This window comes from Erythrobacter sp. JB2-19 (assembly GCF_057365005.1).
Window position 1 is genome coordinate 257,694 of record NZ_CP200290.1, and the last position, 24,154, is coordinate 281,847.

A 24,154-nucleotide genomic window follows, 5' to 3' on the forward strand; every position below is an offset into this window, starting at 1 on the left:
GGTGGGGTCAAAGGCAGGATTCCCGACCCGTTGGCGAATAGCTAGGTTACTTGATTGGTTTGGAACTAAGTTCTGAACAGGAGGTCGCATGTCAAGTAAATTACATAACAAATATGGGCGAGTTCTTCGCCATGCGAAGTTATTTGGTTCGATGCCTACTGTAATTGGCATCAGTTTTTCTCTGTTGAACGGGGCTGCGGTCGCCGCGAAAGAGCGTGATCCGGAACCGATCGAGAATCCTGGTGAGTGCGAGGTGGATGCGCCCATTCGAGTGGCAAGCGTTGATTCGCTTCGACATTTTGAGGGTTTGCTCGGACATTGTCCGGAGACCTCAGTAATCGAGTCGCCAGCGTTCAAGGCAAATCGGCCCCGCGGAGTTGTTCGCAGCACGACGATCTCAGAAGAAGCCGAGCCGTTACGGCCTGATGGCGGTTATGATGGTGATCCAAGGTTTATTCTCGCGACCAAAACGGACCTAAAGGTGAGCAAAGAACCAAGTGTGGAAGCTGAGACCTTCAAACTCGGCGATGGATCAATTGTCGCAATTATCCCTCCTGAAAGCGCGCGTCGTCCCATCGAAGCTGAAGGTTTGAACGGGCTGGGGTTGACCAATGATCAGGACAGCGAAGCAGTTCTGGCACTCAGTCCGCAAAGCTACGGAACGCGTTTCGATGCGATCATCGGGGAGGCGGCCAGGGCGCACCGGGTTGATCCTTTGTTGCTTCACGCTGTTATCAAGCAAGAATCCAGATATCGGGACCGAGCGGTCAGCCATGCGGGCGCCAGAGGCCTGATGCAGGTCATGCCGGGTACGGGCCGCGATCTGGGAGTGAGAGATCCGCAGCATCTTTTTGATCCTACCACCAACATCAATGCCGGTGCGAAATTGCTTAGTCGATTGTGGCAAACGTTCGATGGAAATTTGGAGCTAGTGCTCGCCGCATACAACGCAGGTGAAGGCGCTGTTCGTAAGCATGGCATGAAGATCCCGCCCTATCGTGAAACTCAAGATTATGTTGCCAAGGTGAAGGCGAATTACGTCTCACTTGCTGACGAGAACGGGATTGCGGTGAACTTCTGATGGCGCTCAGCGCGAAGCTCAAAAATGCCGCATCGGCGGTTCCAACGGCCCAGCTGGTCGTGATCGGTGGGCTGGTAGCAATCTTCGCAATGTTCATTTTGCCAATGCCTCCAGCGATGCTGGATGTGTTCATTGCCTTCAATCTCACTGCCGCCGCTCTACTTGTAATAGCTGTTATTGGCGTTCGCCACCCGCTCGAATTCTCTACTTTCCCCTCGATCCTGTTGTTCACGACCGTTGCGCGGCTTGCGATTAGTGTGGCGACCACACGGATGATCTTGACCGAAATGGATGGCGGTCAAATCATCACTGAATTTGGCGAAACGGCAGCTGGCGGGAATATCATTGTCGGGCTCGTCGTCTTCCTGATCATCACAGTCGTGCAGTTTATCGTGATCTCGAAAGGCTCGGAGCGGGTCGCGGAGGTGTGCGCACGCTTCAGCCTCGATGCGATGCCGGGCAAGCAGCTTTCGATTGATAGTGACCTGCGGTCTGGGATGCTGACCAAAGATGAGGCGCGCAAGAAGCGTAGCGAATTGGAGCAGGAAAGCCGACTCTACGGTAGCCTCGATGGCGCCATGAAATTCGTAAAAGGCGATGCAATTGCCACAATCGTGATCGTGGTTATCAATCTTATCGGCGGCATCGCGGTTGGCTCACTGTACCATGGCCTGTCGCTGGGTGAGGCTGCTGCAACGTTTTCCATTCTGACGGTTGGCGATGGGCTTGTTGCGCAAATCCCGGCGTTTTTATGCGCGCTTGCTGCCGGATTGCTGGTTACGCGCAGTAATGATCCAAGCACGAAACCTGACCTCGCACCTGCGATCTTCTCTGAAATCGGTGCACGCCCTGGTACACTCATTGCTGCAGGTGCGATCGCTCTGGCGCTCGGACTGATACCGGGTTTTCCTTGGGGGGTGTTTTGCGCTCTAGGACTTACGCTGATGTTGGTGGGCGCTTGGCGCGATCCAGTACTCGGGCGGAAAATGCGTGAATTCGCAGCGCGCGGGCAAGACGACGATGCGCCCATCGCGGAGGAAATCATCCTGAAGGCGCGCCCCGCTCCGCAGGTCGAGCCGCTGGTTCTGTCGCTCCAATGGGGTGCAATGAGCGCTAGCAAAATGGCGCTTTTGACGAGTGAGCTGGATGCGGCCAAAGATGATCTACAAATGGTGTCCGGCGTCGCCCTTCCGGCGCTACGAGTGCAGCGGATGGCGGATCATGCATCCGAAGGAAGTTGGGAGCTGCTGGCCTATGACGCTCCGCTTGGTGCAGCGTGCGAAAAGCCCGAGCAAATTCAGGAACGTCTGCCTGCATTTATGCGCGAGCTGCTCCGCCGCAATCTGACCCTGTTCCTCGGCCTGCAAGAGGTTACCGATCAGCTTGATGTTTTGGGCGAGACCCATCCAGAGGTGGTGAAAGAGGCGGTTCGCGCCGTGCCGATCCAGACCATCCTCGAGGTGCTGCGTATCCTGGCTGATGAGCAGGTGTCATTGCGCAATATGCGCGATTGCATCGCTGCGATCAGCGAGGCCGGCCAAACCGAGCGTGAGGCGCATATGATTGCAGCGCGAGTCCGCATCGCTTTGAGGCGGAACATTGTTGCGCCGTTATGTGAGGATGGCCGTCTGAAAGTGATGATGATCGGTCCGCGTGCAGAAGATGCGATCCGAGCTACATTGACAAGCATTGATGGCCAGCCGCGCTTGGCTGTTGATCCCCTACGCATGCGTGATCTCGTGAAATTGATTGGGCAGGAAGTAGAGGCTGGGGGCGCCCGTGCCATCCTGACTGCGCAAGATTTGCGCCGGCCATTGCGCCTCGTGTGTGCGGCCGATCTGTTTGATGTTCCAGTTTTGAGTTTCAACGAATTAAACCCTGCTGTCCCACTTGATGTGGTGCGGCAACTCGACATCGCTCCGGATTTGGTTGCCCACGCAGCCGAGCCGGACGAAATTTATGCGGAGGCTGCGGAGTGAACCCCCTAAACACCCGTTCGATTTTCCCTATTTTGAAGGGCGTTATACGCAGGCCGATAATGGCCGGCCTCAGCTTAGCAGCCTTGCTCTCCCCAGTGGGTGCAACCGCTGGGGAGGTGCCATTTGAAGAGAGCCCGATATCGATCAGCGCGCGTGGTCAGGATGTGCGCGACTTTGTTGCAGATCTGTTTAGCGAAGCGGGCCTTCGCGCAAAGGTCAGCACGGGGGTGAAAGGCAAGGTTCAAGGGGTCTTCAAAGACGATCCGCTGACGATTTGGGGCACAATCTCGCGTGCTTATGGACTTGTTGTTTACTGGGATGGTTCGGTTGCCCGGGTTTACAGCAATGATGAGATTTCGAGCCGATCCATCCCTACATTTGCTGGCGAGAAGGTTCGAGATCAGGTCGAGTCGATGGGCCTGACGGATAAGGTCAACACGGTCCAGACTAGGAACGGGATGGTTCTGGCAACAGGAGTGCCATCCTTTCTCGACAAGGTTGAGCATATGGCTGGCCAATTGCAAACTCAGGCCCTGTCCGCTCCCGCGCCTGTTGTTCCAGTTGCAAAGACACGGCCTCTTGTCGCCTCGCCTTTGCTCCGTGCGCCGCTTGCCCGTGCCAGCGTTCGTTCGGAAGTGATCCGGCATGCGGGTCTTCGCAGTCCGTTTGAAGTGCGCATTTTCTATCTGAAATATCGCAGTGCAGCCGATCGACCGGTGCGCAATTCTGACTTGCTGACGATTATTCCAGGGGTTGCGACTGTCCTTCAGGAGCAGATGGGTGATGGCCGGCAAGTTGGCAATGTCACTTCGAACTCCACCAATGAATACACGACCACCGGGCTTCGTAGCCTACGCGACCGGCCATTTGATGATCGAGATCGCGATTTCAGTCGTCGGGACGATGTTGACCAGCGAGAATTCGAACGTGACTTGAATGGACCGCGCATTTCCGCCGATTCAACAGTCAACGCTGTGATCGTGCGAGATCGCCCGGAAACCATGGGCGTCTATGAACAGCTGATCGCGAACCTCGATATTGAGCCGCTGATCGTTGAGACGCAGGTTACGATCCTAGAGCTCAATGTTACGAAACTTAAAGAGCTTGGCCTTGATTTCGGTTTCGGGATTGAGAGCCTTGGATTGCTGTTTGGCGGCGGTCCAAACTTCGGCCCGGGCGGGATCACTGGTGGCTATCTGAGTGGTGATGGAAAGCTGTTCATTGCTCGGGTGAAGGCATTGGAGGAACGCGGTGCCGTTCGGGTTGTGACCCGGCAGTCACTCTCTTCATTGAACAATGAGGTAGCGTCCTTTGGAGACAGCACCCAGCAAGTGATCAAGCTGGAGGGTGAGCGCGAGGTTGACGCGGTTACGGTCGATTATGGTCTGACAATGAGGGTGCGACCATCTGCCATCGAAGATGGCGGTGAAATGCGGATCCGTATGCAGGTTGAGATCGACGATACCCAGCTCAACGGCATGGTCATCGACGGAGTGCCCGTGACCGGGGGTGCCAATTTGGCAACGCATATGATCGTGCGCCAGGGTGAGAGTGTGATGCTGGGCGGTATGACCCGGACAACGACGTATGATCGGAAGCGCAAAACCCCGGTTTTGGGCGACATCCCCGGACTTGGTCAGCTGTTTCGTAAGCGCCGCAAAGGCGAGGATCACTATGAACGCCTCTTCCTGTTGACGCCCAGGATCAGCAATCTCGGCACCTCTCAACTGTCCGCGAATGAGGTTGAGCCTTTGTCCATGGAGCAATTGCGCGGCGAAGAGCCGATCACTCCGAGACAGCGCCGATGAACGCGCATTCGTCAGTTGCCGAGGTGCATGAGGCCGGTGAGAGCATAACGCTCACGCTACGGGTGCTGAACGGGCGCTCGCAAGGCGCAGAACACCGTCTGCCGCCTGGTCGTTCGCTGGCGATTGGTCACAGTTTTGAAAACGATATCGTCCTGCGTGACCGCTCGACCAAAGGCTGCGCGCTAAGGCTCGCAACCTGCGGAAAACGCCCAATGCTTGAAATCATCGCTGGTGAGGCAGTGGTGCTGGGCCGTGATATGGGGGCGGGCGAAAAGCTGGTGCTGGAACCCTATCTTCCGGTTCAGATTGGCGATCTGCAATTTGCGATCGGTGGCAATGATGAAGAGCGTTGGTCGGACGCGAGCGAAGCGGCCAGTGAGACCATGGTCGTCGCTTTGCAGGAAGCTGACGCTCTGCCTGCGACAGATATGGGCGAGCGATTGGCGCTGCGCTCTCAGCCCGCTCGCACAAAGATTGCCGGGATCGAGTGGACCGCCGGAAAGCTGGGTCTGATCGGTGCAGCGCTGCTAGTCATTGCGGGCGGTGCGTTCTTTGGGAACACCGCGCTTAGCTCCGATGCCGATGATCCCACGGCCATTGAGCTTGCTCTGGTTGATCAAGGGTTTCGGGGCCTAGAGGTTGGACGCGCCGCGGACACAGGCGCGCTCGCGGTAACCGGCCTAGTGCATAATGAGGGTGCTCTGCTTCAATTGCGCGAATGGGCGACGGCAGAGCATCCTTCTTTGTTCGTTGGGGTTGAGACGCTTTCGCAAGCAGCGGAAACCGCAACCGACCTGCTGTCCGCGCAGAAAATTGACGCACGCGCTTTGCCAGCAGGTGCAAGTGGTTTGATAATCGAAGGGCCGTTTCTGCCCAAGGACAAGCAAGGCGAACTGACTGCTCTGGTTCAGAAAGACCTGCCTCATGTCCGCTCGGTTGAGTTTCGATCAGACCCCAATCGCGGAGGCAGTGATCTCGCCTATTTCTTCAACGCACCGGGATATGGCGCGGCGAGCTTTGTGGCGGGTGACCCCGGCTATTTGGTGACCGAAGACGGGACGCGCTGGTTCGTTGGTGCGAACCTGCCAACCGGCCACAAAATCGTTGAGATTGGCGACGGTCAGGTGACCGTAGAGCGTGAAGGGATGCGCGACACTCTAGTGATGTGAAACGAGAAAATTGAGCTGAGTACGAAAGGAAGTGACATGACAGATATTAGTGGAAGGGTATTGGCAAATTTAAGCTCCAGCCCATCAATGTTTACCAGCAGCCGTAATCGCAGTTGGTTTGAAGCCTTTGCTGGGGCCTGGGGTTCTGCGCTCGACAATCAGGCATCAAAGATTGAGCAGCAAGCCAATGTGATTAGCGGTGAAGAAGGGGCCGACAGCCCGTCTGAAATCACCAAGCTAACGGCGGAATCTATGCGCATGAGCTTTATGGCTCAGAGCAGCCACACTTCGCTCGACAGCGTTTCGAAAGCGCTTGAGACGATGGCTCGGAAGAACTGATCCATGAGTATCGAGCTACTCACGGCGGCCATGCTTCCCGGCGGGGTGCAGCAGTCCAGCGGAGGGGCAGACCGCACCATTTCACTTGGCCCGTCGGCTTCTGCCCAAGGGGCGCAAGGCACAGAAGCCGCACGCTTTGCGCAAGCGATCGACAAGGCCTCCAGCGCGAGCGGGGTCAATCGAGCCGATCTTCCCGCTCCGCTTGGCAACATGCTGCGCGCGCTTGACGGGATCGATGTGCAAGCGCGCTCAGTGACGGATTTCGCGCAATCAGCACAGGCCAGCAATGGCGAGCTGACACCGGGCGAGATCGTGCAGCTGACGATGAAGTGTCAGGAGTTTATGTTCCAGTGTCAGCTGACCTCGAACATTGCCAATCGCAGCGCAGACGGGCTGCAACAATTGTTCCGGCAACAGGGGTAAGGTGACTATGGGCAGCGGACAGGTTGGATCAATTGGCTCAGGTCTGCAGCGAGGTCTACGTGGCTTGGCTGCGCTGGTTGTGATGGTCGTCGTGGCGGCTTGCAGCGGGCAGGAATTGTACCGCGATGTGGCTGAACGGGAAGCCAATGAGATGGTCGCCGTGTTGGAACGAGCAGGCATCGAGAGCGGTAAGAGCCCGGGTGAAAAGGGCGTCTTCACCGTCACCGTCGCCCAAGGGGACTTTGCGCGCTCGGTAGAGGTTCTGCGGCAAAATGGCCTGCCGCGTGATCAATATGAATCGCTGGGCACGGTGTTCAAAAAGGAGGGCTTCACCTCGTCCTCTTTGGCTGAACGCGCTCGGTTGGTTTATGGTCTGAGCCAAGAGTTATCTCATACGATCAGCGAATTTGACGGGGTGGTTGAGGCCCGTGTGCACCTTGCTTTGCCCGAGACGGATGTGCTGACCGGCGTTGCTAATCCTCCCTCGGCATCGGTTTTTGTGAAGTATCGCGAAGGCTTTGATCTCAGAGCGCAGACCGCCGCGATCAAGGCTCTGGTTACCAACAGCATTGAAGGGCTGGAGTACGAAAAGGTCAGCGTCGCAATGACTGAGGCGAAACCATTGCCTGCCGTGAGGTCGAATGCGCCAACTTACCAGCTCAGCGAAATTCTGGCCACGCTGGCTGCTGTTTTGGGCGTCGGCCTGCTCGGGCTTTGCGCATTGCAATTGTGGCGCGGTCGCCGCCGTCGATCAAAATCCAGAGCTCCGGTCGAACAGTCAATTGGGATGAGCCATGGCGGTTGAGGGGCTAAGTGAAGGATTGCCAGCGCGCGCGCAGCGATTTGCCGCCCGGCTGCGCGGAGAGAGCCTGCCCACATTTAGCGATCTGGTCGATCCACCCGACTGGAGCGTCGCGGAGCAGGAACGCCATAGTGAGCTGGTCGTGACCATTGGCTTGCTGCATGCACGCCCGGCGATTGATGCGGAGCTCAATGGTGCCCGGCTTGCGGCCTTGGCTGCGTTCGTCGGAGAAGATCGGTTCGATGCGATCTGCGATGCCGATACAGATCAGCTTAGAGCAGAATTTCTCACCGACGATCTGCCAACGCCTGTCGAGCTGGTGGAACAAGGTGAGGCGCTGGTCGAAAGGGTCCAGCGGCACCGCGAGTTCGCACCATTGGCTGAGCTTGCAGCAGAAGTCTTGGCGCAGGCGCAAACACCTGAGATGGAGCCGGCTGAATGAGCGAATTCGTTATGTGCGGCGATGTCTTAGTCCGGCCGTCCTCTTCTCGGATTGCAAAAGACAATGTGAGTGATTTTCGTGAGAGCGCAGCGCTGCTCGCCGAGGCAAAGGCGATAGCTGATCAAGCTCGGACCGACGCAGCCGCGGTGCGGGCGGAGGGCTATGCTGCGGGCCGCGAAGAGGCGCTGGCAGAAATGCGCGATGCGCTCGCCAAATGCACGGTGCAATTGCATGAAGATATGGCCCGCGAAGATGCTCGGCGTGAGCGCGCTGCGGCTATCGCGGCGATGGAAGCGGTTGAGCATTTGATTGGATCACGCGAAGACGCATCGGTAGTTACGGGATTGGTCGAGCAAACCCTTAGTCGCTCGGGCGCCAATGCTTCGCGGATCGTAGTTGCTGAGCAATGGGTCGATGCGGTTCGCAGCCAATTGCCGAAAAGCAGCGCGCGATTGGTCGAGGGTGACCCACAACTGCAAGATATGGGTTGCCGAATTGAGGCTGGCGGCGGGCGGATTATTGCTGACCTTGAGATGCAAATGGCGGCTCTGCGAACGCGCTGGGACGTGGGTGCGGCTGACCTCAATGGCTAACTCTGGTGTCTCCTCTCTGCTCGATAGCCTACGTTCGCCGCTGTATGAGCAGCGCGGTCGGCTGGTTGGTGCGGTGGGTACAACACTTAGGGTGCGAGGGGCTCGCGGCCGGATCGGTGATGTGATGGAGATCGCGACAACCGAAGGTGAAGAGGCGCTGCGCGCAGAAATTGTCGGATTTGATGGCGACATGATGCTGCTGACACCGCTTGGCGAATTGCGTGGATTATACGCTGATGCCGAAGTGATTTTGCGCGAAATGGCCGACCGTGTGCCGGCCAATGACAGTCTGCTGGGCCGCGTCCTGGATGCGCAAGGTGCGCCCATCGATGGCGCAGGGCCAATCGCTCCGACGCCTGACCGACCGCTGGTTGCGCTTCCGCCCGCGCCTATGGAACGCCCTCCCATTGATATGCCGCTGGAAAGCGGGGTTCGCGCTGTCGATGGCTTGCTCACGCTCGGCATCGGTCAGCGCATGGGAATTTTCGCGGCTGCTGGTGGTGGGAAGTCGACGCTGCTCGCAATGTTGGCTCGCCGAGCAAAGGCCGATGCGATTGTAATCGGCCTAATCGGAGAGCGCGGCCGCGAAGTGCGCGAATTTATTGCTGATACGCTGGGTGATGAGGGTTTGGCGCGTTCCGTCGTCGTGGTCGCCACATCAGATTGCCCGGCAATGGAGCGTGTCCGGGCTGCGCGCGCGGCAACCGCGATTGCGGAAGGTTTTAGAGCGCAGGGCAAACATGTTTTGCTGCTAATGGATAGCGTGACCCGCTATGCTCGCGCACTGCGAGAGATCGGCTTGGCTGTCGGCGAACCTGCCGTTAGGCGCGGCCTGCCGCCTTCGGTGTTTGCCGAGCTTCCGCGACTGTTTGAGCGTGCTGGGACGGACGGCGAGGGTGCGATCACCGCGCTCTACACCGTCCTGACTGAGGGCGAGGAGGAAGACCCGGTTGGCGAAGAGGTCCGCTCTTTGCTTGATGGTCATATTCACCTGTCGCGCAAGTTGGCTGCGCGCGGCCATTTCCCCGCTATCGATATCGCCACGAGCCAGTCTCGGTTGTTCCGCAAGCTGTCTGGGCCAGGCCAAATTGCCTCCGCAGAAGCGGTGAGGGCGATGCTTGCCAAACTATCCGAGATCGAATTGCTGCTGCAAATGGGCGAGTATCAATCCGGGCAGGACCCACTCGCTGATGCGGCGCTAGAACAGCGCGATGCGATCGAGGCGTTTTTGTGCCAACTCTCTGAAGATGCCAGCGATCAAGCGACCACGCTCGCCCGGCTGCGAGCGATTGGAGAGGCGATCCTATGAACCAGCAATTGCAGCAAGCAAACCGGATTGCGCAGTTGAGAGAGCGGCGCGCGCAGCGGGTTCGGCGCGAGGCCAAGGCTGCTGAGCTAAAGAGCGCAGCCGCCGCACAGCAGGCGCATGATGTCTATAGATTGGAGCGCGAACAGCGCGAAGAAGCGGAGTTTATGCTGCGCTCTAATCCCGCCGACCCTCAGGCATTGCTATGGCGCCGCGTATCTGACGAAAAATGTGAAAACGCCAGCATGCAGCGCGCCGATGCCTATGATGCGTTGAGCGAGGCACGTGAGCATTTGCTTGTTGCCCGGACTGAGCATGAACGGGCGGCAGAACGGGCTGATCTGATCACTGAAAAAGCTATGGCAGAGCGCAAGGCAGAAGCTCTGCGGCGTGAGATCATTGCCGACGAAGCAGCGGAGGAATGCCGCCAATGACCCAGGCTCCCCGTGCAGCAAATGATCCCAGTGTCGCGCGCGCTCCGCGCCAGGTGCCGGAGGCATCCAAGAGCAATGAGCCGCCGCGCCGGCAAGCGGAGGTCAGAACGCTGAGCGAGCGATTCTCGGCGAAAGTAGAAAGAGTGGGCGATGACGCTGGCCGTTCTTCCGAGCAAAGCGCAGATAGGGCAGGGCAGAACTCTTCCGCACGATCACGATCAGGTGACTTCGACAGTCTGTCAGGCGAGAGCGGCCATCAAAGCGAAGGGGAATTGTCGCGCGCTGACATGACCCGCATTATGGCTGGCAAAGACCCGCAAGCGATAGCGGCCCAGTCCGCGCTTTCACCTGCTGACAAGGCCATGTTTGACCGGATGGCCGCGCAGATCGCGGAAAGCTGGCCAAGCGTATCTCAGCCGTCGGCAGAAATTGAGTTTCCACCCGGTTCCTTGGCACAAGGTGCGCATTTGCAAAGGCAAGCGGATGGTGGGATCGCCATTCGAATTGCAGGCCTCGATCCGAAATTGAATGCATTGCGGGCAGGATATGCGCAATTGGCTTTGCTGCATGGCTTGGGCCGGCGCCGCCTGAACATTGCTTCTTTGCAGTTTGAGCGGGCCAGCAAGAGTGCCGACAACGCTCAGCCGGGACGACTCTCTGATATACCCAGAGCTGTCTGATCAATCTGATTGAACGCGCGCTCAATCGTTTCGCCATCAGAAGGCTGTTCGTGCGCAGCAATCACGCGCGCAATAGTGTCTAGCGAGGCGGCTTCTGGCCGGGCCGCGAGCAAGCAAGCGCTTTCTTGCGCGAATGCTCCGAGGCTGCGTGCCAATCGGCCTTCGTCGGTTGGTCTGGCTTGCAGGTCACTGGCGAGTTCGCGGGCAACCGCGCGGATCTCGTAGAGATCTTCGCCATCGCGCAGCGGAGCCTCATCTTGATAGTCACGTTCATCTTCGGACATTCGAAATTCGCGAACCACGCGGCCTGCAATTTGCTTTGCTAACTTTCTTAGAGCGCCGCCAGTGCGACCTCCGGTTTTGCCAGAGCCAGCAGAAATGGCTGACACTGCGCTTACTCCGGTCGGGCGGATTGAGTTTACCATCTCCGGCCCTCCCTATTTTTGCGCTCGGTCGGCCAGGCGCATAGATGCCATCGCCTGCTCGGTTGCAACAAAACCAGCGTCTTTCATCGCTGCATTGGGCCAATCACTGTGAAGGAATCCCTTGATGACCTCAGCTGGGGCAGGAGGCGGCCAAATCGGGCTGCGAGCTTGCACCATTTCGAGCAGCTTTAGTCGTTGCGGCTCATCACTGCTTTGCTCAGCCGGTTTGGTCAGCATCGCCGCTGGCAGAGCGCCTTTATTGCCCACTTGCCATGGGTTTGCGCCCGCCTTGAGCAGAACTTCCGCTGATCGAAAGTCCTGAAACATCAATGCTAGCTCAAGCGGGCTAGCGCCCAGTTCATCGGGGCGGTTCACATCCGCCCCTGCGCGCAGCAGCAGGTCAACCGCATCGGGCCTCTCAAAATAGAGGATTTCCTTCAGCGGCGTTGACCGGCCTGGTGTCTGGGCATCGGGCGAAGCGCCCGCTTGCAGCAGCATTGTCGCCATTAGCGGATCGTCAGCGAGCAACGCGTAAGTGAGCGCTAGGCCGGCTGTTATGCCATCGGGATCGGCGCCAAGCTCTAGCAAAGCGCCCAGCATGCGGGGATCGCAATTGCCAATCGCGAAGCTGAGCAAGCCGCCGCTGTTGCCGCTGGCTGCGCGTTCATTTTCGCGCAGAACGCGGTGGGTGGATAGCAGCCGAGGGTTGGCGCGCACCATCTCTTCTACACGGCTAATATCGCCGTCCATCACCGCGTCAAACAGCTGTCTACCTTCTTCACCATTACTGAGGTGGGCGCGCACTTTTTGACGATCAGGAAGCTTAGGCTGCGACCGCGTGTAACAGGATGAGGTTTCGCTCAATGCAGAGCAGCTCCCAGAAAGACCAGCGAGTGCCAGAATAGCAGGTGATAAGGCTAGCGCATAGCGCATCGTAGATACCAGCCTATAGGCAAGCTAAGGTCGCGCGCCAAGTCAACCTCCTGGCAGACTGGCATTCACATAGCTCATGAAATGACGGTTCACCGCGTGGTCTTGATACCACTTCATGCCCTCAGGACGGACGGGATCAAGCTCAATGCGCGTGCCGATCGCTTCTGGCATGTCGACAACGCTAGCGCCAAGCACGCCGCCCAGGATTGCGCCGATCATGCGGTCACCGCCATCTTGCAAAGTCGATAGGATCTCGCCTCGCACATAGAAAGCGCTAATATCAGGGACGTCCAACCGCCCGTCTTTTGCCGCTATGTTCCGAGCCTCGGTAAGGGTCGGTTCTGAGAGGCCAGCGGCGTTGAATGTTGTCGCATCAAGTTCCGCAGCGGTCGCTGCAGCCGAGGCCAATCCGCCGCCAAGCGAATGACCGGTCAGGGTCACTCTTGCGCCCTCTGGCACGGTCAGCCGCTCGCCGATTTCCAAGGCGCGGTTGTAATAATCAGTTCGCAGTCCCAGCCCTTGGCCAAAATTGCCGCGCCAATCAGCGGCGCTTTGTGTGCCTCTGAAGGCGACCACATAGCTTGTTTGTCCGGCGATTTCTCGGGTGTAGACCTCGGCTTGAAAATCGGTTGTGGGCGAAGAAAGCATGGACTCGCTTAGCCCAATCTCAATGACCTGCGCACCTGAGGCGAGATCCCAACCAGGGGGTGATGCGGTGCCAGGCGTGTAGACGTCGGTCGCCATCGCGGCGAGTTCGCGGGTGGTTGGCGGCGGCGGAGCGCCTGCCGCGAACACGTCAGCCGGCCCGGCCTGACCCACGGCAATTTGATCCGGCGCGGACTGCGTGCGATTGAATTGCACCGCATTGCTTGGCCCGCCGGTCGTTATTGTATTGCGAGCCGCCTCAATTCGCGCATCACTGGCTGCCGCTAGCGGAGAGGTTTGGACGCCAACACCGATCTCACTGCGTCTGTCGGCAGCAAAATCATTTATGCGATTGGTTTCCATTGCCCGCTCCGTCTCGCCGTTTGGCGCTCCTGCATATCTGACAGCTAATGCCAAATATGGCGGTGAGCGTCTCTATACGTTTCGTATAGACGGCGCCGAGGACGGCGTACGAAGGCTCCGGCCTAGAACCGTTCCCACATCGACTCGAGTAGATTGTCATTCAAATCGAGCGCCTCGAGACGCGGGAAGTCGCCGCTCGCTGAACAACCTTCGATCCTTGCAGCGCCTTCTTCGCGCACCTGAGTGCTTTGCCCTGCGAAACTGAGCAGCGGTTCCTGCATAATCGGCGCAGCTCTTCGGCGGCGCGGTTTGCGGGCGAAGTTTAGGGTGCCATCAGCGTCGTCATAAGCCAGTCCGTCCACCTCGAAATAGCATCCGCCAACCGCCACTCCTTTGGCGCTGGCCCAGCCTGATCCATCGGTTTTCACAATTACAGCTGCCACGGCGGAATCGAGCAGGATCGGCAAGATCCGGCCATATAGGCCTGGTTGACCTTCTGCGGTTGGATAGGCCGCCTCGCTGGATACGAACAATCTATAGCCTGAGCCTGATATCCAGGACGGTGCACCAGTGCCAGAGCGCAGATCCGTTTGCCGCGCTTCATAGGCGGCGATAACGCAGCTAATCTTTTGGTCTTCGGTTTCCAGATTTGTGCAGCCGTCACGGCTCGCCGCCCAAGCTGCCCGGCGAGATGCGTACCCTTTCTTGGCGGTGCTTTGGCGCTCCAGCTCCATTACTGAGCTTAGCAATGCGCGCGTGCTGCTGCCCGGAACATCGCATGCCAATTGCAAGGCGGGAACCAGCCGAGCATTGCCGCATGGGTCCGTGTCGCTGGTCTCTTCACTTGAGTCCTTGACCAGTTGGTCCACCTCTCCGGGAAACAGCATTATCGCGCGGCGGGGTGAGCGAAGGACAACCGGGCCAACCAGACGAGCACCCTTCAAGCTTGGAAGGTGATCCAGCGCTAACTCAGTCTGATCGATTTGCGCACCGCCAAGATCAATATCCGGCCAAAAGAAGCCGTAGAAACTGGCGCGGCGCAGATTGGCGTTCTTGAGTGATATGCCTTCGCGTTCGGTCGGGCAGCCATCGGCCGCACCGCTGCCGCAAGCAATACGGAAGTTGGTGAGGTTGGCGCCTGACAGATCAAGGTTGCGCATCGAACCGCTCCAGCCGCCATCAAGACGGCCGTTTTGCCAATCGGCCTGCCGTGCGTCGACCTGAGCCAGCTTGGCATCGCGCATCAAGACATAGGGCAGCTTCGCCCCTGCCATCATCGCGCCGGACAGATCGACATTAACAAAGCCAAGGCCCGATCCGGAAAAGCCTGTCCAATCGGTCTGGCTGAAATCTGTGCCGAAGAAGCACATATTATAGAGCCGCGCCTTCTTCATTTCGGCGCCAACGAACGAGCCGCCCTTGATATAGATCGTGCCCGCGCGCGTTTTCTTGCGGATCTTGGTTAGATCCCGGACGCGCTTCATTCCGGTTGCGTCAATCGCAAAGCCTGGCTCGTTGGTGCCAATTGGCGGAGCATTGGCCAGACAGGAATCTTCCGGCACATCCACCTGTTCAAATAAATTGTCGCCGAGCCGCTTCCCGGTGACGATAATCGCGCCGGTGTCGCGCGCGAAGTCATCCCCCAGAATGCTTTCCTCTACCTCTGTTTCGGAGGTCTGGGCCGACGCTACGCTCATGCCAAACGCGTTTGAGAGACCGATTGCACAGGTCAGTCCGGTGATAACGCTTAGCAGCTTGCCCATATTTGCCCCTGATTTGACGATTTTGCCTGAATTATCATTCAACTAGTCAATCGCGATTGGCCGATATCTGGCGGTGAATGACAAGCAGATGGCGACCAGCTGTTACGTAGCTGCGTCAGATGTTCGAGAATCGGGGTGATTGGTGCCGCCTATGCGTTTTGCAGAGGCGATCTATGCATTCTGCCGATACTGCGACTCGGTGAATTGGATCAGAAAGGTCTCAAGGCAGACACCCGCCTTGGCAATAGTTTTCGATCTGAGGGAGTTTCAAAATGGCATTTGGTCTTGGAAGCATCGTACGTTCGGTCATCAACCCAATAAATTTGGCACAGCTTGCAATGGGCCCAGCGGGATGGGCTGGCCTGGCCATGCGCACCATCGGCGCGCAAATTGGGATGAACTTGATCCAGCAGCTGGGGCAGAAAATTGGTTTGCCGCAGCCAATGATTGATATGGCGCAGTCAGCATTTGCATCAAGCGCTGGAATGCCGGGTCTAGCAAGGCAAAACATGCAGGAAGCCATTCAAGGTCTTGCGCAGCAGTTTGGTTTAGGTTTCCGGGATATCGCATCGCTGGAACGTGCGGCAAGAGACGACATGGACAATGGTCTCAACAGTTTGCTTGCGGCAAATTCAGAATCGCAAGAGCAACGCGAGGCACGTGCAAGCCGGGGCGGCAGCTGGCTCATGGCAATCGCTGAAACTCTGGGTCGTAAACTTGATGCGAAGGCATCTAAACTCGAGAGCATGGCGAGCAAGCTAGATGATGACAAGCCTAGCGCTACCGCTAAGTTTAGTGCCGAATCTCAGCGCTTCTCCATGCTCTTCAACAGCACAAACACTGCGATCAAAACCATCGGTGAAGCGATGAGCCGAAGTGCTAACAAACAGTAATTAGGACTCGCAATGAACAGCGCCCTGGTGGTATTGATACTCCCGGGGCGTTTTTTCGTGGAGACAAAGAATGAAGCATATTGTTTCGCTAGTCTGTGCTCTGGGGTTAGGGATCGCAGCAAACAGCTCGGCCGCAGCCCAAGACTTCTATATGCCGCCCATAATCGATGGTAGTGTGGCTGTAGGTCTGGCCGCGCAAAGCCATGTTCAAAGGTCAGAAGAGCGACGCGCCCAACTAACTGCGCCTAGCAGGTCTGCTATTGATGGCGTTGGCACCAATTTTGACTTCCGCTTTGCGCCAGACAAGTCGCGTACGCGGACAAATCTGCAGAGTTTCGTCAATCGCACCAAAGACAAAGGTGCGGCTGCCGATTTGCAGACGCTGATTGATGGCCAGCCGCGTATCATCGAACTGATTGGTCAAGGCATTGGCAGCTATGGCCTTGATCCACATGATGTCGCCGATGTCTATTCTGTCTGGTGGATTTCGACCTGGCTCGCTGCTCAAAAGCGCAACGACACGCCTGATCGCGGTACGATTCAAGCCGTTCGTGAGCAAGTCCGCTCAGCCATGGCATCGACATCTGAGTTATCAGGAACAACCGATGCACAGCGGCAAGAGTATGCCGAGGCGCTTTTACTTCATACGGCTGTGATGGACGGTGCTATTGAGGAAGCTAAGAACCAGCCAGCCACACTTGAGAAGTTGGCAGGGGCCGCACGTCGGGCCGCCAAAGAGCATGGTCTCGACCTATCGTTGATGACGCTCACAGCGAATGGATTTGTCCCTCGGACAGGTGCCGACGCGAGCGAAGCGGTTGAGGGCGAGGCCGCCCATGCTTTGGCTAAGGACGGTTCGTTGGAGCAGGACAATGACAGCGATTCCTCGATGGGAATTGCCTTGGCCGCAGGTGCTGGTCTCGGCCTGGTGTTGCTCGCTGGCGGGGCGATCCTGCGTAAAGGCTAAGGCGCTCTGCCGAAATCCAAACGAGATTGAGCGGCGGCGTCATTGATTTGGCGTCGCCGTTTCTATTGGGCCGCACTATCCCGACGTGTTGACGCAGGGCGGAAACCTTACCGATAAACAAAAAGGGCGGCACCTTGCGGTACCGCCCTCCTATCTGCGGGCGCTTCAAGACACCCACAAAACTCTGGTCAAGATTACTTGAGCGAGCCCGTTACTTAAGTTCTACGGTACCGCCAGCAGCTTCGATCTTGCCTTTGATTTCTTCAGCTTCAGCCTTAGCAACGCCTTCTTTAAGCGGCTTCGGTGCGCCTTCAACAAGACCCTTGGCTTCGGTGAGGCCTAGGCCGGTGATGGCGCGGACTTCTTTGATAACCTGGATTTTCTTGCCGCCGTCGCCGGTGAGAATGACGTCGAATTCGTCTTTCTCTTCAGCAGCCGGTGCGTCGCCGCCAGCCGCAGGGCCAGCAACAGCAACAGCAGCAGCGGCGCTTACGCCCCATGCTTCTTCAAGTGCAGTTGCGAGTTCAGCTGCCTCAAGGACGGTCAGCTTCGAAAGTTCTTCAACAAGCTTGGCAATATCAGCCATGATGTTCACTCCAAAAATTTGGCAGGGCGGATGGGTTCATCCCAAGGCCCCCAGTATGTTTCGTCTCTAATAAGAGCGTCTCTTAAGCAGCTTCGCTGGCGCCGTAGGCACCAAATACACGAGCAAGCTTGTTGGCGGGCGCGTTGACGACCTGAGCAACCTTGGTTGCTGGTGCGTTGACGAGACCCACAAGTTTGCCGCGCAGCTCGTCGAGGCTTGGCATCGAGGCGAGTGCCTTGACTCCAGCTTCGTCGAGCACCTGCGTGCCCATCGATCCACCGACGATTTCCAGCTTGTCGTTCGACTTTGCGAATTCGACTGCTGTTTTGGCTGCGGAGACTGGGTCTTCCGACCAAGCCAGCGCAGTTGGGCCGGAGAGAAACTCTTCGATCCCGGTATAATCGGTGTCTTTCAGGGCGAGCTTAGCAAGACGGTTCTTCGCAACCTTATAGGAAGCACCGGCTTCACGCATCTTGCCGCGCAGTTCAGTGGACTGGTCCACCGTCAGGCCGAGGTTGCGGGTGACAACCACCACGCCAACGTCTTTCAAGATGTCGTTGAGCTGGGCAACCGCATCGGCTTTTTGCGAACGATCCATGCTTTTGCTCCTTCACTAATGATCGCCCAGCATATGCCAGACGACCGGCTCACAATTGGCCTTGCCGCTAACCGACAAGACCGAATGTCCATTGATGGGGAAGGAGGATGCCGGTGAAGCATCAAAGGGGCCGCCGAATAGGGAGGCCTGAAATCTCTTTTCCCCGTCTAGGCTGGAAATTAAGAAAGCCAGATTGCCTTCACCAACTGTCTCGGACGGATGGCTGCCGAAACAGCCGAGGCGCGCAATTAGCCTACGCGCCCCGAATGTCAAGCTATTGTGGTTCGAATGAGAGCAGGTCGCCCGGTTGACAGTCGAGCTCGCGGCAGATGGCCTCAAGGGTTGAGAAGCGGATTGCCTTGGCCTTGCCGGTCTTCAGGATTGAGAGGTTGGCGAGGGTCAGGCCCACACGCTCCGCCAGCTCGGTAAGGGTCATCCGGCGATCGTGCAGCAGGTCGTCTAGCTTTACCATGATATTGGTTCCTTCTTCGGCTGGCATCAGACGGTCCCTTCCAGATCATCGCTCATCGCTGCGCCATGTTTGAACACACGGGCGAGAATGAAGAGCACCACGACCATGATGATGCCTGTTAGGTCGAACCCGGAATCAACATTGAAGTTGGCATCTTCCATGGGTTCAGCCCATTTCGCCAGAAGCAAAGCGAGCCCGGCCAATGGGATTGCCATCACTTGGACAGCGAGCAGCATCCACGCCATGATATTTAACCGGTCGGCATTCTCTGGAACGAATGGATCGCCTTCACCGACTGTTGATATGATCGCGCGCAATTTGCCAAAGAACAGGAAAATCAAAACGACACATCCCATAGCCAGGGCCATCACACCAAGCGTAGGCATCAGCGGCAATACGCCGACAGCGCCTTCAAATTCCGTGGTGATTTCAGCGTTGATCGCGCCCTGCATGAATACCACCGCGATCAGGCCTGCAAGCAAAGCCGCAGCGCCGATTGCCATGAATATCTGCATCAGGATCGTGAGTATTTTGCCGGCAAGCAGCAAGAGATCATTGGGTTTGTCTGTCATTGGAGAGCCTCCCTTCAATTCTCGATCAAGCCAGCTCGGGCATGGCTGAGTGGATTTGGCTGCTTGCATTTGCTTGGGCCGGCGGAACGGTGACGATCACGCCGATTGAAGAGAAAGCCATGAGGACCGCAGCGAAAGCGGCGAATGATTGGGCGCCAAAGTTTGTCATATATCGATCTCCTTGATGGTGAATATTGATATTCAATAATTTCGATCTAACCGTGAGTCGATTTATTGTCAATCAATAATATTGAAAAACAATATGTGATACATCGAATAACGAGGTGTTGTGCCTGATCCTCCTGGTGGGGATGTGCATATCGATTGCGCATTTTGGCCACCCGGAAACGACGCTTTTGATCTCTGCTTAATCGACTCGAGTGCGTGCGGGTTGTGTGGGGGCGAAACTGATGTTTGACTCGGGGCCTGCGAATTCCTACATGCTCGTCAATCGCTCGCTTCGAGCAAAGCCGATTCATACGCGGGAATGGGCTTAGGGATGGAAGCGGCGAGTTTCATATTCGCGACGTTATTACTGAGCTGCTGCAAAGCGATCCTCCTTTAAGGTCTCTTTGCGTGCGGCCTTTTTCGCGTCTGATATGAGGCTGATTTCGCGCGGTGCAGAAATCAATTGTGAGCGACCGGAGATTCTCTTCGGCGACAGATAAAGAGGCAATTTACCTCCATGGCTACTAAGGCAAAGCCCATCAAATCAAAGGGCGCGGCGCAAGGCACGGCCAAGCGGCGCATTCGTAAGATCTTCGGTGACATTCACGAAGTCGTGCAAATGCCGAACCTGATTGAGGTTCAGCGCGAAAGTTACGAGCAATTCCTGCGCTCAGACAAGGAAACAGGCTATGTTTCCGGTCTTGAAAAGACGCTGCGCTCGGTTTTCCCGATCCGTGATTTTGCTGGCTCTGCCGAGCTCGATTTCGTTCATTACGAACTTGAGCCGCCAAAATATGACACAACTGAGTGCCGTCAGCGCGGCATCACCTATGCAGCGCCGATGAAGGTCACGCTGCGCCTGATCGTGTTTGAAGTCGACCAAGAAACGGAAACCCGCTCCGTTCTCGATATTAAAGAGCAAGACGTCTACATGGGCGACATGCCACTGATGACGGAGAACGGCACGTTCATCATCAATGGCACAGAGCGCGTAATCGTATCGCAAATGCACCGCTCGCCTGGCGTGCTGTTCGATCACGATCGCGGTAAAACGCACTCCTCTGGTAAGCTTCTGTTCGCGGCACGCGTCATTCCGTATCGCGGTTCATGGCTCGATTTTGAATTTGATGCGAAAGACATCGTCAACGTCCGGATCGACCGCAAGCGTAAGCTGCCTGTCACGGCGCTGCTCTATGCGCTGGGGCAAGACAGCGAAGAAATCCTGCACTTCTTCTATGACACCGTCACTTGGGAGCGCGCGAAAGACGGCTGGAAAATGCCGTTCGTGGCTGACCAATGGCGCGGCCAGAAGCCTGCATTCCCATTGGTGGACGCGAAGACCGGCGAAGAAGTGTTCGCAGCGAACCAGAAGATTTCGCCGCGGGCCGCCAATAAGGCTGCGAAAGACGGCCTCACCGACCTGCTGCTTCCTACTGAAGAAGTTGTGAGCCGCTATGCTGCGCGCGACATGATCGATGAGGCGACCGGCCGTATCTATGTCGAAGCGGGTGATGAGCTGACGCTGGAGCATGTTGAAACGCTCGACAATGCTGGCATCGACAGCCTCGAGCTGCTCGACATTGACGAGATTAATACCGGGCCGTGGATCCGCAACACGCTGAAGGTCGATAAGGCTGAAAACCGTGATGAAGGTCTTGAAGCCATCTATAAGGTGATGCGTCCGGGCGAGCCGCCTACCAAGGAAACCGCAGAAGCCCTGTTCGAAGGCCTGTTCTTCGATGGTGAGCGTTATGACCTTTCCGCGGTTGGCCGCGTGAAGCTCAACATGCGTCTTGAGCTTGATGCAGAAGACACCGTTACGACCCTGCGTAAGGAAGACATCCTAGCCGTGGTCAAAGAACTGGTCGATCTGAAGGACGGCAAAGGCGAGGTTGACGATATCGACAACCTCGGCAACCGCCGGGTCCGCTCGGTTGGCGAATTGCTGGAGAACCAGTACCGCGTTGGTCTGCTGCGCATGGAGCGCGCGGTTAAAGAACGCATGAGCAGCGTCGATGTATCGACTGTCATGCCAAACGACCTCATCAACGCTAAGCCAGCTGTTGCTGCGGTACGTGAATTCTTTGGCTCTTCACAGCTGTCGCAGTTCATGGACCAAACCAACCCGCTGTCCGAAGTGACCCACAAACGCCGCGTATCTGCGCTTGGCCCAGGTGGTCTGACGCGTGAGCGCGCGGGCTTTGAAGTGCGAGACGTTCACCCGACCCACTACGGCCGGATTTGCCCAATTGAAACGCCGGAAGGCCCGAACATCGGCCTTATCAACTCGCTGGCATCGTTCAGCCGGGTCAACAAATACGGCTTTATTGAAACGCCGTATCGCCGGATTGAAGACAATAAGGTCACTGGTGATGTGGTCTATCTCTCCGCAATGGAAGAGCAGAAGCACACCGTTGCCCAGGCATCGGCTGAACTCAATGAAGATGGCTCTTTTGTTGAAGAGCTGATCTCAGCGCGTCAAAGCGGTGACAACCTGATGGCTCCAAACGAGCAAATCACGCTCATGGACGTGTCGCCTAAGCAGCTCGTCTCGGTTGCTGCATCGCTCATTCCATTCCTGGAAAACGATGACGCCAACCGTGCGCTGATGGGTTCGAACATGCAACGTCAGGCTGTGCCATTGGTCAAGGCGGAAGCGCCTTGGGTCGGCACCGGTATGGAAGAAACCGTGGCCCGCGATAGCGGCGCTGCGATCGCGGCGAAGCGCGGCGGGATTGTCGACCAGGTCGACGCGACCCGTATCGTGATCCGTGCAATTGGCGATGTTGAGCCCGGTCAGTCCGGCGTCGACATCTACACGCTGCAAAAATTCCAACGCTCAAACCAGAACACCTGCATCAACCAGCGCCCGCTGGTGAAGGTTGGTGAGACGATTGAACCGGGCGATATCATCGCCGATGGTCCTTCGACTGATCTGGGTGAGCTGGCGCTGGGTAAGAACAGCCTCGTCGCCTTTATGCCTTGGAATGGCTACAACTACGAAGACAGTATCCTGATTTCAGAGCGCATCGTGAAAGATGACGTCTTCACATCGATCCATATCGATGAGTTTGAAGTCATGGCCCGCGACACCAAGCTTGGCCCAGAGGACATCACGCGCGACATTCCAAATGTCGGCGAAGAGGCTCTGCGCAACTTGGACGAGGCTGGCATCGTCTACATTGGTGCAGAAGTGCATCCTGGCGATATTCTGGCTGGTAAGATCACGCCAAAGGGCGAAAGCCCGATGACGCCGGAAGAGAAGCTCTTGCGGGCGATCTTTGGTGAGAAAGCCAGCGATGTGCGCGACACCTCGCTGCGTTTGCCACCAGGTGTTGCTGGCACGGTTGTCGAAGTTCGCGTGTTCAACCGTCACGGCATTGAAATTGATGACCGTACCCGGGCGATTCAGAACGAAGAGATCGAGCGTTTGCGCAAGGACGCGGCCGACGAACGCGGTATTTTGAACCGGGCGACCTATAACCGCCTTCGTGACATGCTGGTTGGTCAAACCATTGCTGCAGGTCCAAAGGGCGTGAAGAAGGGCGACAAGATCACCGCCGACATGCTCGAGGGTATTGAGCGCCACGAGTGGTTCAAATTCGCTGTTGCGGCGGACAAGCGCCAGACCCAAATCGAAGCGGTTAAGTCGCAATATGACGAAGCCGTTGGCGGGATCGATGCGAAGTTCGAAGACCGTAAAGAGAAACTGGAGCGTGGTGACGAACTCGCACCGGGCGTGCTCAAGATGGTCAAGGTCTTCGTCGCCGTGAAGCGCAAGCTTCAGCCAGGCGATAAGATGGCTGGCCGTCACGGGAACAAGGGTGTGATCTCTCGCATCCTTCCGGTTGAAGACATGCCATTCCTCGAAGACGGTACCGCTGTTGACGTGGTGCTGAACCCGCTGGGCGTGCCATCGCGTATGAACGTCGGGCAGATCTTCGAAACGCACCTCGGCTTTGCGGCTCGCGGGCTCGGCATGGATATCGCAGAGAAGCTTGAAGAGTGGAAAACGGCCAATCCGAATGCGCGTCAAGACTATGCCAAGGCGAAGCCGCCAGAGGCTGTGCTTGACCGTCTGAAGGATGTTTACGGCGAGGCGTATCATGAGGATCTGGCAAGCCGTTCAACCGAGCAGATCGTTGATTTGGCGGGCAACCTCACCGCTGGTGTGCCAATGGGTACACCTGTGTTTGATGGTGCGCGTGAACCGGATGTGTCAGACATGCTTGTGAAGGCTGGTATCGACAGCTCTGGTCAGTCGGTTCTGTTCGATGGCCGTACGGGTGAGGCATTCGACCGTAAGGTCACAGTGGGCATTATCTACATGCTCAAACTGCACCACTTGGTCGATGACAAGATCCACGCTCGTTCGATCGGTCCATACTCGCTCGTCACCCAGCAGCCGCTGGGCGGTAAGGCGCAGTTCGGCGGACAGCGCTTTGGTGAGATGGAGGTCTGGGCACTGCAAGCTTACGGTGCCGCCTACACCTTGCAGGAAATGCTCACCGTTAAGTCGGATGACGTCATTGGTCGTACCAAGGTCTATGAAGCCATCGTCAAGGGTGATGATACCTTTGAGGCGGGCATTCCAGAGAGCTTCAACGTTCTTGTGAAGGAAATGCGCAGCCTGGGTCTCAACGTTGAACTCAAATCTTTGTCTGACGGCGAAGATGGCGATGATGATCAGTGGCCGGAGGCAGCGGAGTAAGG

General features: G+C 57.1%; 24 protein-coding genes. 15 read left to right on the forward strand and 9 right to left on the reverse strand.

Annotation, left to right across the window (positions count from 1 at the left end):
- Positions 1–151: 151 nt before the first annotated feature.
- From AC0V6O_RS01280 to AC0V6O_RS01335, 12 genes are all read left to right on the forward strand, one after another.
- Positions 152–1,081, forward strand: a complete 930-nt coding sequence (locus AC0V6O_RS01280) for a lytic transglycosylase domain-containing protein (protein ID WP_486141161.1) — start codon at positions 152–154, stop codon at positions 1,079–1,081.
- Positions 1,081–3,060, forward strand: coding sequence for an FHIPEP family type III secretion protein (locus tag AC0V6O_RS01285; RefSeq protein ID WP_486141162.1), 1,980 nt, complete (start codon positions 1,081–1,083; stop codon positions 3,058–3,060). Before AC0V6O_RS01280 ends, AC0V6O_RS01285 begins: the two co-directional genes overlap by 1 nt.
- Positions 3,061–3,119: 59 nt before the next feature.
- Positions 3,120–4,868, forward strand: coding sequence for a secretin N-terminal domain-containing protein (locus AC0V6O_RS01290; protein ID WP_486141163.1), 1,749 nt, complete (start codon positions 3,120–3,122; stop codon positions 4,866–4,868).
- Positions 4,865–6,037, forward strand: coding sequence for a SctD/MshK family protein (locus AC0V6O_RS01295; protein WP_486141164.1), 1,173 nt, complete (start codon positions 4,865–4,867; stop codon positions 6,035–6,037). The genes AC0V6O_RS01290 and AC0V6O_RS01295 overlap by 4 nt, the downstream gene beginning before the upstream one ends.
- An 87-nt stretch (positions 6,038–6,124) precedes the next feature.
- Positions 6,125–6,376, forward strand: a complete 252-nt coding sequence (locus AC0V6O_RS01300; RefSeq protein WP_486141165.1) for a hypothetical protein — start codon at positions 6,125–6,127, stop codon at positions 6,374–6,376.
- Positions 6,377–6,379: 3 nt separating this feature from the next.
- Positions 6,380–6,799, forward strand: coding sequence for a hypothetical protein (locus tag AC0V6O_RS01305; RefSeq protein WP_472640443.1), 420 nt, complete (start codon positions 6,380–6,382; stop codon positions 6,797–6,799).
- Positions 6,800–6,863: 64 nt separating this feature from the next.
- Positions 6,864–7,604 (forward strand): type III secretion system inner membrane ring lipoprotein SctJ, encoded by a 741-nt coding sequence (gene sctJ / locus AC0V6O_RS01310; protein WP_486141166.1) that lies wholly within the window; start codon positions 6,864–6,866, stop codon positions 7,602–7,604.
- Positions 7,594–8,043: a hypothetical protein gene (locus AC0V6O_RS01315; protein WP_486141167.1), complete on the forward strand. Its 450-nt coding sequence runs from the start codon at positions 7,594–7,596 to the stop codon at positions 8,041–8,043. Before sctJ ends, AC0V6O_RS01315 begins: the two co-directional genes overlap by 11 nt.
- Entirely contained in the window at positions 8,040–8,636 is a 597-nt protein-coding gene (locus tag AC0V6O_RS01320; protein WP_486141168.1) for a FliH/SctL family protein, read from the forward strand. The genes AC0V6O_RS01315 and AC0V6O_RS01320 overlap by 4 nt, the downstream gene beginning before the upstream one ends.
- Positions 8,629–9,945: a FliI/YscN family ATPase gene (locus AC0V6O_RS01325; protein WP_486141169.1), complete on the forward strand. Its 1,317-nt coding sequence runs from the start codon at positions 8,629–8,631 to the stop codon at positions 9,943–9,945. Before AC0V6O_RS01320 ends, AC0V6O_RS01325 begins: the two co-directional genes overlap by 8 nt.
- The gene (locus AC0V6O_RS01330; RefSeq protein WP_486141170.1) at positions 9,942–10,376 is read left to right on the forward strand and encodes a hypothetical protein; all 435 of its coding nucleotides are present in this window, start codon (positions 9,942–9,944) and stop codon (positions 10,374–10,376) included. Before AC0V6O_RS01325 ends, AC0V6O_RS01330 begins: the two co-directional genes overlap by 4 nt.
- Positions 10,373–11,056, forward strand: a complete 684-nt coding sequence (locus tag AC0V6O_RS01335; RefSeq protein WP_486141171.1) for a hypothetical protein — start codon at positions 10,373–10,375, stop codon at positions 11,054–11,056. Before AC0V6O_RS01330 ends, AC0V6O_RS01335 begins: the two co-directional genes overlap by 4 nt.
- Here the strand turns inward: AC0V6O_RS01335 and AC0V6O_RS01340 are convergent.
- The 4 genes from AC0V6O_RS01340 to AC0V6O_RS01355 all read right to left on the reverse strand — a co-directional run bounded on the left by AC0V6O_RS01340 (position 11,017) and on the right by AC0V6O_RS01355 (position 15,227).
- Positions 11,017–11,481, reverse strand: coding sequence for a hypothetical protein (locus AC0V6O_RS01340; RefSeq protein WP_486141172.1), 465 nt, complete (start codon positions 11,479–11,481; stop codon positions 11,017–11,019). The two genes, AC0V6O_RS01335 and AC0V6O_RS01340, sit on opposite strands and share 40 nt — an antisense overlap.
- 12 nt (positions 11,482–11,493) lie before the next feature.
- Complete coding sequence (locus AC0V6O_RS01345; protein ID WP_486141173.1) at positions 11,494–12,285, reverse strand: ankyrin repeat domain-containing protein; 792 nt, start codon at positions 12,283–12,285, stop codon at positions 11,494–11,496.
- A gap of 171 nt (positions 12,286–12,456) precedes the next feature.
- Positions 12,457–13,422, reverse strand: coding sequence for a Tle-like phospholipase domain-containing protein (locus AC0V6O_RS01350; RefSeq protein WP_486141174.1), 966 nt, complete (start codon positions 13,420–13,422; stop codon positions 12,457–12,459).
- A 122-nt stretch (positions 13,423–13,544) separates the two neighbouring features.
- Complete coding sequence (locus AC0V6O_RS01355) at positions 13,545–15,227, reverse strand: pentapeptide repeat-containing protein (RefSeq protein WP_486141175.1); 1,683 nt, start codon at positions 15,225–15,227, stop codon at positions 13,545–13,547.
- 230 nt (positions 15,228–15,457) lie between these two features.
- On the opposite strand from AC0V6O_RS01355, the gene AC0V6O_RS01360 reads away from it, so the two are divergent.
- Together AC0V6O_RS01360 and AC0V6O_RS01365 are read left to right on the forward strand one after the other, a co-directional pair.
- Entirely contained in the window at positions 15,458–16,078 is a 621-nt protein-coding gene (locus AC0V6O_RS01360; RefSeq protein WP_472640456.1) for a hypothetical protein, read from the forward strand.
- A gap of 70 nt (positions 16,079–16,148) precedes the next feature.
- A complete protein-coding gene (locus AC0V6O_RS01365; RefSeq protein ID WP_486141176.1) occupies positions 16,149–17,045 on the forward strand; it encodes a DUF6683 family protein in 897 nt (298 codons plus the stop codon).
- Positions 17,046–17,256: 211 nt separating this feature from the next.
- On the opposite strand, the gene rplL is transcribed toward AC0V6O_RS01365, so the two are convergent.
- The 5 genes from rplL to AC0V6O_RS01390 all read right to left on the reverse strand — a co-directional run bounded on the left by rplL (position 17,257) and on the right by AC0V6O_RS01390 (position 19,478).
- Positions 17,257–17,631, reverse strand: coding sequence for a 50S ribosomal protein L7/L12 (gene rplL / locus AC0V6O_RS01370; protein WP_472640458.1), 375 nt, complete (start codon positions 17,629–17,631; stop codon positions 17,257–17,259).
- An 82-nt stretch (positions 17,632–17,713) separates the two neighbouring features.
- Positions 17,714–18,229, reverse strand: coding sequence for a 50S ribosomal protein L10 (gene rplJ, locus AC0V6O_RS01375; RefSeq protein WP_472640459.1), 516 nt, complete (start codon positions 18,227–18,229; stop codon positions 17,714–17,716).
- 274 nt (positions 18,230–18,503) lie between these two features.
- Positions 18,504–18,728 carry a helix-turn-helix domain-containing protein gene (locus AC0V6O_RS01380; RefSeq protein ID WP_486141177.1) on the reverse strand — a complete coding sequence of 75 codons (225 nt, stop codon included), beginning with the start codon at positions 18,726–18,728 and terminating at the stop codon, positions 18,504–18,506.
- Positions 18,728–19,273 (reverse strand): DUF2975 domain-containing protein, encoded by a 546-nt coding sequence (locus AC0V6O_RS01385; RefSeq protein ID WP_486141178.1) that lies wholly within the window; start codon positions 19,271–19,273, stop codon positions 18,728–18,730. The genes AC0V6O_RS01380 and AC0V6O_RS01385 overlap by 1 nt, the downstream gene beginning before the upstream one ends.
- A 25-nt stretch (positions 19,274–19,298) precedes the next feature.
- Complete coding sequence (locus tag AC0V6O_RS01390) at positions 19,299–19,478, reverse strand: hypothetical protein (RefSeq protein ID WP_486141179.1); 180 nt, start codon at positions 19,476–19,478, stop codon at positions 19,299–19,301.
- Between the two features lie 480 nt (positions 19,479–19,958).
- On the opposite strand from AC0V6O_RS01390, the gene rpoB reads away from it, so the two are divergent.
- A complete protein-coding gene (gene rpoB / locus AC0V6O_RS01395) occupies positions 19,959–24,152 on the forward strand; it encodes a DNA-directed RNA polymerase subunit beta (protein ID WP_486141180.1) in 4,194 nt (1,397 codons plus the stop codon).
- The last annotated feature ends 2 nt before the right edge of the window (positions 24,153–24,154 follow it).